The 13,125-nt window shown below is 71.0% G+C and carries 12 protein-coding genes; 6 read left to right on the forward strand and 6 right to left on the reverse strand.

The window, feature by feature from the left end:
* Positions 1 to 6: 6 nt before the first annotated feature.
* Positions 7 to 1,209, reverse strand: a complete 1,203-nt coding sequence (locus ACSHXN_RS37955; RefSeq protein ID WP_355131692.1) for an ABC transporter substrate-binding protein — start codon at positions 1,207 to 1,209, stop codon at positions 7 to 9.
* Between the two features lie 385 nt (positions 1,210 to 1,594).
* Between ACSHXN_RS37955 and ACSHXN_RS37960 the strand changes: the two genes are divergently transcribed.
* The 3 genes from ACSHXN_RS37960 (at position 1,595) to ACSHXN_RS37970 (ending at position 4,415) form a co-directional block, all read left to right on the forward strand.
* Complete coding sequence (locus ACSHXN_RS37960) at positions 1,595 to 2,455, forward strand: cache domain-containing protein (RefSeq protein ID WP_356109974.1); 861 nt, start codon at positions 1,595 to 1,597, stop codon at positions 2,453 to 2,455.
* A 150-nt stretch (positions 2,456 to 2,605) separates the two neighbouring features.
* Positions 2,606 to 3,916: an MFS transporter gene (locus ACSHXN_RS37965; protein WP_383353571.1), complete on the forward strand. Its 1,311-nt coding sequence runs from the start codon at positions 2,606 to 2,608 to the stop codon at positions 3,914 to 3,916.
* 127 nt (positions 3,917 to 4,043) lie between these two features.
* Entirely contained in the window at positions 4,044 to 4,415 is a 372-nt protein-coding gene (locus ACSHXN_RS37970; RefSeq protein ID WP_355131686.1) for a DUF6479 family protein, read from the forward strand.
* A 45-nt stretch (positions 4,416 to 4,460) separates the two neighbouring features.
* Here the strand turns inward: ACSHXN_RS37970 and ACSHXN_RS37975 are convergent, their stop codons facing one another.
* Both ACSHXN_RS37975 and ACSHXN_RS37980 read right to left on the reverse strand, forming a co-directional pair.
* Positions 4,461 to 5,426, reverse strand: coding sequence for an ATP-dependent DNA ligase (locus ACSHXN_RS37975; RefSeq protein ID WP_355131684.1), 966 nt, complete (start codon positions 5,424 to 5,426; stop codon positions 4,461 to 4,463).
* A gap of 91 nt (positions 5,427 to 5,517) precedes the next feature.
* Entirely contained in the window at positions 5,518 to 6,411 is an 894-nt protein-coding gene (locus tag ACSHXN_RS37980) for a Gfo/Idh/MocA family protein (protein WP_355797233.1), read from the reverse strand.
* Positions 6,412 to 6,575: 164 nt separating this feature from the next.
* Between ACSHXN_RS37980 and ACSHXN_RS37985 the strand changes: the two genes are divergently transcribed.
* A complete protein-coding gene (locus ACSHXN_RS37985) occupies positions 6,576 to 8,000 on the forward strand; it encodes a M1 family metallopeptidase (RefSeq protein WP_438305493.1) in 1,425 nt (474 codons plus the stop codon).
* 397 nt (positions 8,001 to 8,397) lie between these two features.
* On the opposite strand, the gene ACSHXN_RS37990 is transcribed toward ACSHXN_RS37985, so the two are convergent.
* Positions 8,398 to 10,131, reverse strand: a complete 1,734-nt coding sequence (locus ACSHXN_RS37990) for a phospholipid carrier-dependent glycosyltransferase (RefSeq protein WP_438305495.1) — start codon at positions 10,129 to 10,131, stop codon at positions 8,398 to 8,400.
* A gap of 153 nt (positions 10,132 to 10,284) precedes the next feature.
* Complete coding sequence (locus ACSHXN_RS37995) at positions 10,285 to 10,503, reverse strand: hypothetical protein (RefSeq protein ID WP_355131680.1); 219 nt, start codon at positions 10,501 to 10,503, stop codon at positions 10,285 to 10,287.
* Between the two features lie 114 nt (positions 10,504 to 10,617).
* On the opposite strand from ACSHXN_RS37995, the gene ACSHXN_RS38000 reads away from it, so the two are divergent.
* Positions 10,618 to 11,553 (forward strand): LysR family transcriptional regulator, encoded by a 936-nt coding sequence (locus tag ACSHXN_RS38000; RefSeq protein WP_383353557.1) that lies wholly within the window; start codon positions 10,618 to 10,620, stop codon positions 11,551 to 11,553.
* A 106-nt stretch (positions 11,554 to 11,659) separates the two neighbouring features.
* Here ACSHXN_RS38000 and ACSHXN_RS38005 read toward each other — a convergent pair whose 3' ends face one another.
* On the reverse strand, positions 11,660 to 12,160 hold the full coding sequence (locus ACSHXN_RS38005; protein ID WP_355131677.1) for a hypothetical protein: 501 nt from the start codon (positions 12,158 to 12,160) through the stop codon (positions 11,660 to 11,662).
* 244 nt (positions 12,161 to 12,404) lie between these two features.
* Between ACSHXN_RS38005 and ACSHXN_RS38010 the strand changes: the two genes are divergently transcribed.
* A complete protein-coding gene (locus ACSHXN_RS38010; RefSeq protein WP_355131675.1) occupies positions 12,405 to 12,935 on the forward strand; it encodes a hypothetical protein in 531 nt (176 codons plus the stop codon).
* Positions 12,936 to 13,125: the final 190 nt, after the last annotated feature.

Here is a 13,125-nt window from a genome sequence, read left to right on the forward strand (position 1 = left end):
ACCGGCTCAGCCCTTGATCTCGGTCCAGGCCTGGACCCACTTGGCATACGGCACGCACTTGATGTCCTCACGGCCGTCGAGGCACTGCTCGATCGGCGTCGTCCAGAACGCGATGTCCTTCCAGTAGCCCTCGTCCGTGGCGTGGAAGGTGTCGCAGAACGCCGGGTCGCTGGTCTCGTCGCAGGACTTGATGTTGGCAGGCGCCTCGCCGTAGTACTCGGCGACCTCGGCGTTGACCTTGGGCGAGATGATCCAGTCCATCCACTTGTAGGCGCAGTTGGGGTGCTTGGCCTTGGCGGAGATCATCCATGTGTCGGACCAGCCGGTGGCGCCCTCCTGCGGAAGCACGGCCTTGACCTTGGCACCCTCGCTCTCGGCGAGGTTGGCGATGACCTGCCAGGTCGTGCCGACCACGGAGTCGCCGCTCTTGAAGGAGGAGATCTCCTTGAGGTAGTCGCTCCAGTACTCGCCGACGTCGGCGTGCTGCTTCTTCAGCAGATCGACGGCCGCGTCGAACTGCTCCTGGTCGAGCGCGTACGGATTCTCGATGTCCAGGCTCGGCCGGGTCTCGCGCAGATAGAGCGCGGCGTCCGCGATGTAGATCGGGGAGTCGTAGGCGGTGACGTGCCCCTTGTACTTCGACGCGTCGTCGAAGACCGCGGACCATGACAGCGGCGGGGGCGACACCTCCTTCGTGTTGTACATCAGCAGGTTCGCGCCACGGCCGTGCGGAATGCCGTACGCCGTGCCGTCCACGGAGTTCCAGCTCTGTCCCTTGAGCCCGAAGAAGACGTCCTGGTAGTTGGGCACCAGATCCGTGTTCACCGGGGCCACTTCGCCGGAGGCGATGAGCCGGAGCGACGCGTCACCGGACGCGGAGAGCGCGTCGTAGGTGCCCGACTTCATCAGCTTCACCATCTCGTCCGAGCTGGCCGCCACCTTGTTGTGGACCTGGCACCCCGTCCGCTTCTCGAAGGGGGTGACCCAGTCGGCCTTCGGGTCGGAGGATCCGTCCTCCACGTACCCCGCCCAGGAGACCAGGTTGACCTGCCCCTCCGTCGGGCCGAGCTTCGACTGTGCCTCGATGTCCGGAGGGTTGAAGCCGGACGAGGAGGACGACGTGCTCGACTCGGCGAACATGCCGCAGGCGCTCACGAGGAGCAGGGAGCAGACGGCGGCCGTCGCTTTGAAGGATCTGTACAGGCGCAAGGGAATCTCCACGAAGTGGGGAAGTGGGGGGAATCAGGGGGCAGAGTCGTGACGGCCGATGCCCGGGGGGCGTCGGACGTGCAGGATGCGACCCGGGTGAGGGCGCGGCGGTGCCGTGAACGGCACCCGGTATCGGACGGCGTGGTGACCGAAGTGGTCTTCGTGCGCCGCGGATCGCAGCGGCGTACTGGGACGTGACTCCTGGTCGAGGGGTGGATCGGCGGATCCACCCGGGGTCCGCTCGGGGACGGGTGGCGTCTCCGGGCGGTCGGCGTGGCCCACACCCTACGGAGGGTTGCATGTTGGTTCAACTTCGGTCTGTGGAAGAGGAGTTGACGGAGCGTCAAGATGCGGTGAAGCGAGCGGGGCGTATACGGTCGCCGTCATGTCCGACTCCCTGCACCAGCCCGGATCCTCGCCCTGTCTGGTTCCGTACTCCGTGCCGACGGGCACGGGCACGGCCGCGAGAGACGGCGGTCGCCGCACAGGGGCGGCCACGGCGACACTCGACCCGGCCACCGAGGCCGGCGTCGCGGCCCGGGTCCGCCGCACCCTGGAGGCCGTCTTCGACACCGTCGCCCACACCCGGGCCGACACCGCGGCGCTGCTGACCCGCATCGCCGCCCAGGGCCGTGGCCCCGTGAGCGCCGATCTCGCGGCGCTGCGACCGGGCCTCCATCTCCACCTCGCCCGGCAGGAACTGGTCTCCGGCGTCGGATTCATCGCGGCACCGGGGCTGCTCGGTGACGTGCCGGCGTGGCTGGAGTGGTGGCAGACCGGCTCCGACGGTGCCGTACGGCCGCTGATGCTCGATCTTGATCCACGGCAGTCCGCTTATTCCGACTACACGCACTGGGACTGGTTCGCCCTGCCGCGGGACACCGGACGCCGTGCGGTCGCCGGGCCGTACGTCGACTACCTCTGCTCCGACGAGTACAGCCTCACCCTGTCCGCGCCCGTCCACGTGCAGGGCCGTTTCGCGGGGGTCGCCGCGGCGGACGTGTACCTGCGGCACTTCGAGGCCGCCGTGATACCGCTTCTTCAGGGGCTGCCCGGCCCCGCCTACCTGGTCAACGCCCGCGGCCGCGTCGCCGCCTCGGCCGACCCGGCCCATCTGGTCGGCTCGCTCACCAAGGGACCGGACTTCGGTGCGCTGCTGGCCGAGGGACGGCCCGGCCGCCACGAGGGGCTGCGCCTGGTCCCCTGCGACGACATCCCGCTCGTTCTCGTCGTGGCGGACGACTGAGCGGTGTCCTGTTCTGCCCGCCCCGGGGGCGCGCCGAGATCCGGCACGCCGATCACCGGCACCCGAGCCGTGCCCCGACTACCGGCATCACAGGTGGATCGGTGATAGTGAACCCGGAATAAATAGATGTACGAGGCAGTCAGGAAGCCCGTGGACACGAGTGAGAGCACGACCGACAACAAGACGGCCCCGGACGACGGTGCGCCGGACGGGCAGGAGAGACCGAGCACGGGCTGGCGCCGCTGGGCGATGGACACCCGGCCGCTCCGCCGCCCGGCCTTTCGCCGCCTGTGGTCGTCGACGATCGTGACGTCCGTCGGCAGCCAGCTCACCGCGGTCGCCGTCCCCAAGCAGATCTACGACATCACGCACTCCTCCGCGTGGGTCGGCTATGCGAGCCTCGCCGGGCTGCTGCCGCTGACGGTCTTCGCGCTGTGGGGCGGCGCGATCGCCGACCGCATGGACCGCCGCAGACTGCTGCTGCTCACCAACCTGGGTCTGGCCGTGACGTCGGTGCTGTTCTGGGTCCAGGCCGCCATCGGCCTGGACTCGGTGCTCACCCTGGTGGTGCTGCTCGCGCTCCAACAGGCCTTCTTCGGCCTCAACTCGCCGGCCCGCAGTGCGTCCATCGCCCGGCTGGTGCCGCCGGAGGAACTTCCGGCGGCCAACGCGCTCGGCTCCACCGTCATGCAGACCGGTCTGGTGGCGGGCCCCCTCCTCGCCGGCGCCCTCATCCCCGTGATCGGCCTGTCCGAGCTCTACCTGATCGACGCCCTGGCCCTGTGCGTGACCTTGTGGGCGGTCGCACGGCTGCCCGCCATGCCGCCGCTGACCGCGGCGGCGAAGGGCACTACGGGATGGCAGTCGATAGCCGAGGGATTCCGCTACATCTCGGTCCACAAGGTCCTGATGCTCTCCTTCCTCGCCGACATCATCGCCATGGTGTTCGGCATGCCCCGCGCTCTGTTCCCGCAGCTCGCCGCCCAGACCTACGCGCCCTACGGCGAGGGCCTGGCGCTCGGTCTGCTCTTCGCGGCGATCCCGATCGGCGCCGTGCTCGGCGGCCTGATGTCCGGCACGTTCTCCCGGGCCCGTCGCCACGGACTGATGGTCATCGCCGCGGTGATCGCCTGGGGAGCGGCCGTCACCGGCCTCGGGCTGAGCACGAACCTCTGGGTGGCCGTCGCGTTTCTGGCCGCCGCCGGAGTCGCCGACATGGTTTCCATGGTTTTCCGCGGCGCCATTCTGCTGTCCGCGGCGACCGACGACATGCGCGGCCGTATGCAGGGCGTCTTCACCGTCGTCGTCGCCGGCGGACCGCGTCTGGCGGACGTGCTGCACGGCACGGTCGGCTCGGCCGCCGGTGTGCGCGCGGCCATCGCCGGCGGCGGTCTGATGGTCATCGCGGCCACCCTTGTCCTGGCCCTGGCCACCCCGGCCCTGCGCGAGTACCGCATCTGACGGGCCCCCGCGCCCCGGCCCGCACAGGGCGCCCACCTGCACCGGAATTCCCCGAGAAAATCCGAATCAAGATTCCCGGAGAAATTCTCCAGGCGCCTTTCCAATTCAACGGGGGTATGGTCATGGCATGAATACGGCGAGCCTTGTAGTACTGGCTGTATCGCAGGAACAACTCAACGTGTTCTTCGCCTTTATCGGCGGCATGGTGGTTGCCGGAGCGTTGATCTGGGCCGTCAGGCTCGGGATGGACGTAAGGGACCGCGAACCGGCACCGCCCAGCCCCGAGGAGCAGCCCCGGCTGCCCGAGGGCGGAGCGGTCCATGAGGAACGAGAGGTGCGGGAACCCAGAGAGGTGCCGCGCGCGGCGCAGGAGAGCGAACGGCTCATGCCGTACCAGCTCCACCATGCGGCCAGCCAACGCTGCGAGGACCAGAAGCGCAAGCGGTGGCTGCCCGGGTCCAGCGGTGCGTTCGGCAGCGGAGGTCCGGGTCACGTCTGAGCCTCGGCCGTCCGTGGTGCCGCGGGCGTTTGGGCCCCACGGCGGTCACGGCAGATCGGCGGCCGAGTCCTCCGGTGCGAGGTCCGGGCGCAGACGCAGCCAGGACGGTTGCCTGAGCAGGCCGGACCGGGTGCGGGTGCTGTAGCGGACCTCGCCGACCAGCCTCGGCAGGACCCAGCGGGCATCCGGCACCCTCGGGTCGCGGTCGAAGGGGCAGACGCGCGTCTCGACCGTGCTGAGCAGTCTGGCGAGTTCGGTTCGCTCGGCTTCGGTCCAGCCCGTCCCCACCCGGCCGACATAGTGCAGGCGTCCGGCCTCCCGCTGACCCACCAGCAATGCTCCGGGCAGCCCGGAAAGGCGCCCGCGGCCGGGCAGCCAGCCGCCGACGATCACATCCACGGCCCGGACGTTGCGGATCTTGATCCAGGACCGCGAACGCACACCGGGCTCGTACACCGAATCCAGTCTCTTGCAGACCAGCCCTTCCAGGCCGCTCTCCCGGGTCGCCTCGAGCGCACGCGCCCCGTGCCCCACGAGCGCACCCGGTGTCGACCAGTGCGGTCCGGTCAGCCCGAGCTCCTCCAGCTGGGCCCGGCGGCGCGCATAGGGAAGCGCGGTGAGGTCGCGCCGCAGGAACATCAGGTCGAACAGCACGAGGTGCACGGGAGTGTGTACCGCGCGGCGCGCCGCCAGCGCGGGGGAGTGGGCCAGCCCCATACGGGACTGCAGCCGCTGGAAGTCGCCGTGCCCGCGCTCGTCCGGCGCCACCACCTCGCCGTCCAGCACGGCGGGTACCGCACCGAGGGCCTCGCCCAGCGGGCCGAGTTCCGGATAGGCGCCGGTGATGATCTCGCCCGACCTGGCGCGCAGCTCGAGGGTGCCGTCGCCCGGGAGGTAGACCACCGCCCGCTGGCCGTCCTGCTTCGTCTCGTAGGCCCACTGTGTGTCCTGCCGCGCGGGCGGCAGGACACCGGGGGTGGCCAGCATGGGGGCGATCAGCGGCAGTCTCACGGGTCAGTTGTGGACGCCCCGGCCCTCCCTCACGCGTGCCGGCGGGGCGATTTCCCCTGAACGGCGCCCATCTCCGGCACCGCCCGGTCGCTCACCCCCGAGCGGCCTGCGCGATCAGCTCCTGCAACCGCAGTCCGCGCCGGGCGTCCAGCTCGCCGGGCACCCCGGTGCGCACGGCCGTGGCGAACTCGCGGCGCAGCACCGGCCAGGCCTCCTCGTAGTCGAGCCCGGTCGTGTCGTACACCAGCGGGGGTTCGGAGCCGAAGAGCTCGATGTGGGTACCACCCTCCGGAACGTTCACCGATCCCGACAGGGAGCACTGACTGACCGCCCCGCCCTCGTGCTCGCAGGTCAACTCGACCCAGCGGCGTGGATCCCCCGCGCTCCGCACCCGCTCGATGGGACCGATCGCCGCGTCCAGCAGGTCGAGCAGATGAGGGCCGACGTCCAGCAGCGCGCCGTGCTCCAGGCGCCACGGGGTCGCGAAGTCCCCGCCCAGGAAGGCACCGCTCAGCCCGCGGGACCGGGCGCCGGCGACCTCGAGTTTCCGTGCGGCGGCCAGGAAGCGGCGCGCGGCGGGATGGTAGCGGTTGGACAGGACGAGCTGCGAGACGACGCCCGCCTCCTCGATGGCGTCGGCGAGCCGTCGAGCCGAGGACAGATCCCCTCCGAGGGGCTTCTCCAGCAACAGGGCCTTGCCCGCCTTCACGGCCCGCAATGCCAGCTCCGCCTGGATCGCGGGAGGAACCGAGAAGGCCACCGCCTCGCAGCTCTCGAGGAGTTCGTCGAAATCGGCGGCGACGTCCGCGCCGTAGGGGGCCGCGGTCTCCCGGGCCGCCTCCTCACGGCGTGCCCACACCGACGTCAGCCGGGTCTCGGGCCCGGCCGCAAGCACGCGCGCGTGCACCGCGCGCGCCCAGGGGCCCGCCCCGACCAGCCCGACCCTCACCGGTTCCCCGGTCCATGGCAGCGAGATGTCCGTCATGGACGGAACTCCATCATGATTCGACGGCCTTGACCAGATGTGCCCCGTGCGCCCGGTGAACCTCGCGAGACGCAAGGGAACTTGACCGAACCGAGGCGGTCCGCCGGCGCCCCGGCCTCCTAAGCTGACCCGGCAGTGATCAGCCCCCAGCCTCAGGAGCAGCCGTGACGCCATCCCGTCGGCACACCGTCACACGCACCACCCTCCTGCCCGGACCCGCCGTCGCCACCGCGGTTCCCTTCGCCCTCGCCGCCCTGCTCGCCGGGGCGGGCCCTGCGGCCGCGGGCACCGTCGGGGCGGCGGGTGCGGGCGACCCGTACTTCCCGCTGGAGGGCAACGGCGGTTATGACGTGCGCCACTACGACCTGACCCTCGGCTACGACACCGGAAGCGGCCGGCTCGACGCCACGGCGGTCATCGGCGCGCGAGCCACCCAACGTCTGAGCCGCTTCGACCTCGACCTCAAGGGCCTGACCGTCACCGGCGTGACCGTCGACCATGTCAAGGCGTCCTTCCGCCGCGACGGTCAGGAACTCGTGGTCACGCCACGGCACGCGCTCGCCCGGGGCCAGGGCTTCCGCGTCGCCGTCGCCTACCGGGGCAAGCCCGGACCCGTCACCGACCCCGACGGCTCGCTCGACGGCTGGATCCCCACCGACGACGGCGCGTTCGTGGCGAACGAGCCGCAGGGTGCCATGACCTGGTTCCCGTCCGACAGCCACCCCACGGACAAGGCGTCGTACGACATCACCATCACGGTGCCGCAAGGGCGGACGGCCGTCTCCAACGGTGTACTCGTCGGCCAAAGGACGGTGCACGGGCGTACCACCTTCCACTGGCGCCAGTCCGAACCGATGGCGGCGTACCTGGCCACGGCCACCGTGGGCACCTTCAAGGTGGAGAGCTACGCCACCCGCGACGGCATCAGGGTCTACAACGCCGTCGATCCGCGTGAGGCGTCCGCGGCGGCCCCCGTGCTCAAGGAACTCCCGTCCGTCCTCGCCTGGGAGAGCAAGCTCTTCGGTCCGTACCCCTTCCGCGCGGCCGGTGCCATCGTGGACAGGGCACCGGACGTCGGCTACGCCCTCGAGACCCAGACCCGGCCCGTCTACGACCGCGCGCCCAGCCTGAGCACCCTCGTCCACGAGAACGCCCACCAGTGGTTCGGGGACTCCGTGAGCCTCACCCGCTGGCAGGACATCTGGCTCAACGAGGGCTTCGCGACCTACGCGGAGTGGCTCTACAGCGAGCAGCACGGCGGCAGGACGGCCCAGCAGACCTTCGACGCCCTGTACGCACGCCCGGCGAGCGACGACGTGTGGTCCTTCCCGCCCGCCGATCCCGGCAGCGGGGCGCACATCTTCGACAGCCCCGTGTACGACCGCGGTGCCATGGCCCTGCACAAGCTCCGCACGACCGTCGGCGACGCGACGTTCTTCCGGATCCTGCGCACCTGGGCGGCGCAGAACCGGGGCGGCCATGGGACCACGGCCCAGTTCACCGGGCTCGCCGAGCGGCTGTCGGGCAAGCGCCTGGACGCCCTGTTCCACACCTGGCTCGACACGGCGGGCAAGCCGTCGGCGCCGTGAACCGGTGCCGGACCAGGCGCCGTTCGCGCTGCCGCACGGAGAGGGCGCGTCAGCCGCTGTCCGCCCTGGGTCGCGGCGTATGAGCCACCGCGTCACCGATGCGCCGGACGAAGTCGATGACCTCGGCATTCCCGTCGAGGTCATCGACCGGGCGGCGCGGTGCAGCGGCGTCCGGGCGGAATCGTGCCGTCTCCGGCGCCTTGGGACGAGGGTGGTCCCCCAGCGCTGAGCGCGGACATTCCCGAAGGCACGTCACGCGGCCGGACGACAGCGCTGCTCACTCCCCTTCAGCCTCTTGACCGGTCCGGGCGACGAGTTCGGGGTCCACGGCGTCGGCGGACCTCGCCGAAGGCCCGCCCCGGCAGGCGTTCCGGTTCGAACGCGGCCCGCTGCGGCTCTAGGGTCGCCGGAAGATCGTGATCGAGTGCCCGACGTCGTCGATCGCCCTGCTGCCGCGGATCAGCCGTTCGAGGCGGCCGTCGGCCTTGGCGATCGACGTGTCGGACACGACGAGCAGCCCGTGCACCCGGCTCGGAGGCACCTTGAGCGGGTTGTGCCCGTGGATGCCGTACCAGGAAGGCACACCGCTGCCCTTGTAGACGAGCCAGACGTCGCGGGTGCCCGGGTAGCGCTCGCGCAGCCGGTCGGCCAGCCGGCCGAGATCCTGTCCCCAGTCGACGTTCGAGTCGTGCAGCCGCAGGTGCGTCTTCGCGGGGCCGCCGAACGCCTCGTTCGAGTACGGCAGGTAGTACGGGTATGCGCGCAGCGAACTGAGCGCGGTGAACACGACCAGGACGGCCGTCACGGCGTACGCCCACCGCCGCCGCAGCGCCGGTACACAGGCGGCCGCCACGGCGAGGAACACCGGTACGAAGAGCGCATAACGCACCCCGAGATCGCGTGAGCCCTGCATCGCCGCGGCCAGCAGCAGCGCCGGGGGAATCAGCACGTAGGGGGCGGCGGCACGCAGCCGTGGCACCGCCGCCAGGGCCGCGGCACCGGCGAACCAGAGCACCAGCATGCCGAGCGGCGTCTTCACCAGCAGGGCGGCCGGCAGGTAGTACCAGAGGGAGCCCGTGTAGAGCCGGCCGAACAGATACCCGCGCCAGGTGTCCCCCTCGAAGCCGAACTGGATGCGCATCCCGTCGCGGTACGGGTCGGGGAAGGGCAGCCGGTCGATCAGCAGCTCGCGCAGTCCGTGCACCGCCGGCACGTGCGAAGGGGTCGTCCAGCGCAGTCGCGGGTCGACGACGAGATACGCGGCCCATACGACGCCGACCAGAACCACCGCGACGCCGAGGGCGGCCGCAAGCGCGCGGACCGTGCGCCGCGCCCTCGGGACTCCGCCCCCCATCGCATGCCAGTACGACCACCCGGCCAGCGCCACCAGCACGGGCACCGCGGGCAGCGTGCTCATCTTCGTGGCCACCGCCGCGCCCGACGCCACCCCGGCGAGCGCCAGATGGGGCAGCGGTCTGCGCCGGGCACGCCACACCATCCATGCGGCCGTCACCACGAAGCCCGCCGCGGGCACGTCGAGCGTGGCCAGCGAACCGTTGGTGATCAGGTCGGGTGAGAACGTGTAGAGCGCGAGTGCCACCAGACCGCCCGTGGAGCCGACGAGATCACGGGCGAAGCCGAAGACGGCCAGCCCGAAGAGCAGGGTCACCACTATCACCGGCAGCCGCGCCCAGAACATCACCTGCCACGGGTCGTTGCCCGACTCGTACAGCAGCCGACGCCCCAACCGCCCTTGATCGCCCTGGAACCCCGGCTCGAGACGCGGGTGCGCGAAGACCGTGCCGGTGGCGATGATGAGCTTGCCGAGCGGCGGATGTTCGGGGTTGAACCGCAGGCTGTGCTCCCGTACGTACACGATCGCCGTGCCCACGTACACGGGTTCGTCGATCGTCGGGGTCTGCTGCACGGCGGTGCTGACCATGGCGAACGCCATCTGCGCCAGCAGTGCGAACACCGCGAGCACGAGCAGCGGCCGCCGGTGGCGCCGCAGCCCGGCCCAGCGGCCCGGGGCGTTCCGCTTGGGGGAGGACGGACCGGGGTGGGACGTCTCGGAGGGCGCCGGGGGTTCACTGCGCTCGCGCGCCCGGAGCGACTGCTGTTCGTACGTCATCGTCGGCGCTCCCCGGTGTACGTGCGGGCCGAGCCGCCCGCGCACCCGACGCCCATGAATGCTGCCATGTCCTGTGCTACGTCGGCACGGTGGGAGCTTGCTCAATCACGGGTGGGCCGGATCGGCGAAGGGACGGGCGGCCCGGTTCGGCCGTCATCGGTCGCAGGGCTGCTCCACGGGCCGCGCGGGCCGGCTGCGTGAGACGACGCGGGCACCTCGGGCGTCGAGCAGGCGCACCTGCAGTGAACCGCAGGCACAACGGGTCCACGTCGTCCGGCCGTCGGCCGTGTCGTGCCGGGAGAGCACCTGGAACGGTGCCGCCTGGTCGGGCCATCCACAGTGCGGGCAGGCCGGGGCGGGGGTGCAGGTCATCAGGGACTCCCTTCTGCCGCTCGGGCGAAACCATGTCGATGCCACCAGGGTGGCCGCACACCGCCGTTCACGTCCACGTTGACTTGCTCGACACGACCGTGAAGCGTGGACTTCATGATTGACCTACGCCGACTGCATGTCCTGCGGGCCGTCGCGCACTACGGCACCGTCACCGCCGCCGCGCGTGCCCTGCACTTCACGACGTCGGCCGCATCCCAGCAGATCCGGCAGCTCTCCCGCGAGCTCGGTGTCGAACTGCTGGAGCCGCAGGGCCGGGGCGTACGGCTCACACCCGCCGCCCGTGGTCTGCTGGCACACGCCGACGCCATACGGACGCGATGGGAGCAGGCCGAACACGACCTGCGCGCCGACGACGGGGAACTGGCCGGAGTGCTGCGGGTGAGCGGATTCCCGGTGGCCGTCTCGGAGCTCCTCGCCCCGATGGCGGCTCGTCTGCACGCGCACCATCCCCGGCTGTCCGTGCGGATCCGGGAAGCGGGGCTCCCCGAGGCCTTCGATCTGCTCTTCGAGGGGGAGACGGACCTCGCCGTCGTCGAGGTGACGCCGCGCAATCCGCCGCGCGGTGACGCCCGCTTCGAGCAGGAGCCGCTGATGGACGACCCTTTCGACCTCGTCGTGCCGGTCGGCCACGAGCTGGCCGGCCGTGAGTGCGTCGATCTCGCGGAGGCGGCTCTGGAGCCCTGGATCGCCCCGGTGGCGGACAGTCCGTGTCGGCCGCATGTGCTCTCCGCATGTGCCGCGGCCGGTTTCACACCGGACATCGTCCATCACGCACTCGACTGGAACGTGACCGCCCATCTCGTCGCCCATGGACTCGGGGTCGCACTGGTACCGCGTCTGGCCCGGCTGCCACCGCACCTCGCGCTCACCCGCGTCCGCTGCGCCGGCGACCCGCACCGCAAGTTCCTCACCTGCGTACGCGCCGGAGGGACCCGCCGTCCGGCCGTCGCCGCGGCCCTGGCCCAGGTGCGTGAACTCGCGGCCGCGCCGGCCGGCGGTTCCACGGCTCGGGTCGGCCCCCAGTCGTGAGGGGAGACGCGCAGCCGACCCGCTGGCAGGAGGCGATTCCGGGACGGCGGGACGGGCGCCGGGCTCACGGACGGGCGCGACGGGGCCGCGGCGCCGTACCGGGCGGTCAGGGGCGGGCGTAATCCTGTCTGACGACCGCCGCGAGTTGGGCGAGGGCATCCTGGGCGGCGGTGCGATCGGCGGCGTCGAGCACGGCGAGGGCGTCCGCAGCGGCCTCCCGGACCCGCTGTGACACCTCGTCCAGCGCTGCCATCCGATAGGCGACCGTGCGCCGCGCGGCACGCTCCTCGGGCGTCACCCCCGCCGGCCCGCTGCGGGGGAAGACGGCGGCCTCGTACGCGGCGATGTGCAGGAGCACCCCATGGGCGATCCCGTCGGCATAGCCGCGCATCCCGGCTTCACGCCGGGCCGCCTCGAAGTGCGTCCATGCACGTCGGCGCAGGAAAAGGGCGCCGAGTGCGCCCACTGTGCCCGCGCCGGCCGCGGTGAGAAGAGCCAAGCGCGCACCGCCGAAGAGCGCGCCGATCAGCGCCCCGCTCGCGGTGGTCAGGCACACTAGTCCGCTGACGAGCAGCAACAGAGCACGGGCGGGCGTGATCGTGGTCATGAACGTGCAGTGTGCCAGCCGTCACTGTGGCATGTGGCCCGGGGACCGGCTCCGGGCGTGTGGTGGACGTGATGTGTGACACGTGCGGGATCGTGGTGCTGCGGCCGGCCGGTGGATCGGTGCTGCGCACGGCTTGATCGGTGATCAAGCGCGGCATATCCGCTGGCCAAGCGGTGTTCCGTGCATTTGACACTTTGTTGCGTGCGCGGATAGGAAACTAGGCGCGGAAGTGGAGAGGTGGACCGTGCGTGAGCCCAATGTGATCGGCGACTGGCAGGAATGCGCAGACGAGCATGCCGGTCTGCGTGTCCGCGTCTCCGGTCTGGAGAGGGCCGAGCCGCCGCGCGGGCGTGACGAGGCCGCCGAAGGCCTGACCTATTTCCGCTTTCGGGTGACGGTGGAGAACCGCACGGGGGAACCTGCCGGAATCCACCTCGAGGACGGTCAACTCGACATCCGGACCGGCCCCGACGGCGAGAGCGCGTTCCTCGACTGGCGCAACTCGCAGTTCATCGAGGGCTTCGATCTGTACCCGCTGCGCCGGGCGACCGCCGTCCTGTACGCAGCCGCCCCGGAGCCGTTGCTGAATCTCGTCGACATCCAGGTGCAGTTGAAGGCGGACGACGACTGGGCCGATCGGTATCTGTGGTCCGGAGACATGACCGTGGCGGACGGCGAGCCAGGTGTCCCCGCACGGAACGACAACCTGTCGGAGATCCTGGCCGGCCAGATCACCGCGTTCCTGCGTGAGCAGGCCGAACGGGGCCAGGGCTGAGTCGTCCGCCGGTGTGTGGCTAGTCGCCACGATGCCGCCAGTACCACACCGCACCTGCGGCGAGGGCGAACAAGAGGATCAGCGGCACGATCAGGCCGGGGATGCGGGCTGGGCTCATGAAGTCGCTCGAACGGTGAGGCGGCTGTACGGATGTGCGAAGGGTGCCATGGCGTGATGGTGCCCTGCTCGA

This window comes from Streptomyces sp. HUAS TT11 (genome assembly GCF_051553595.1).
Classification (GTDB): Bacteria; Actinomycetota; Actinomycetes; order Streptomycetales; family Streptomycetaceae; genus Streptomyces.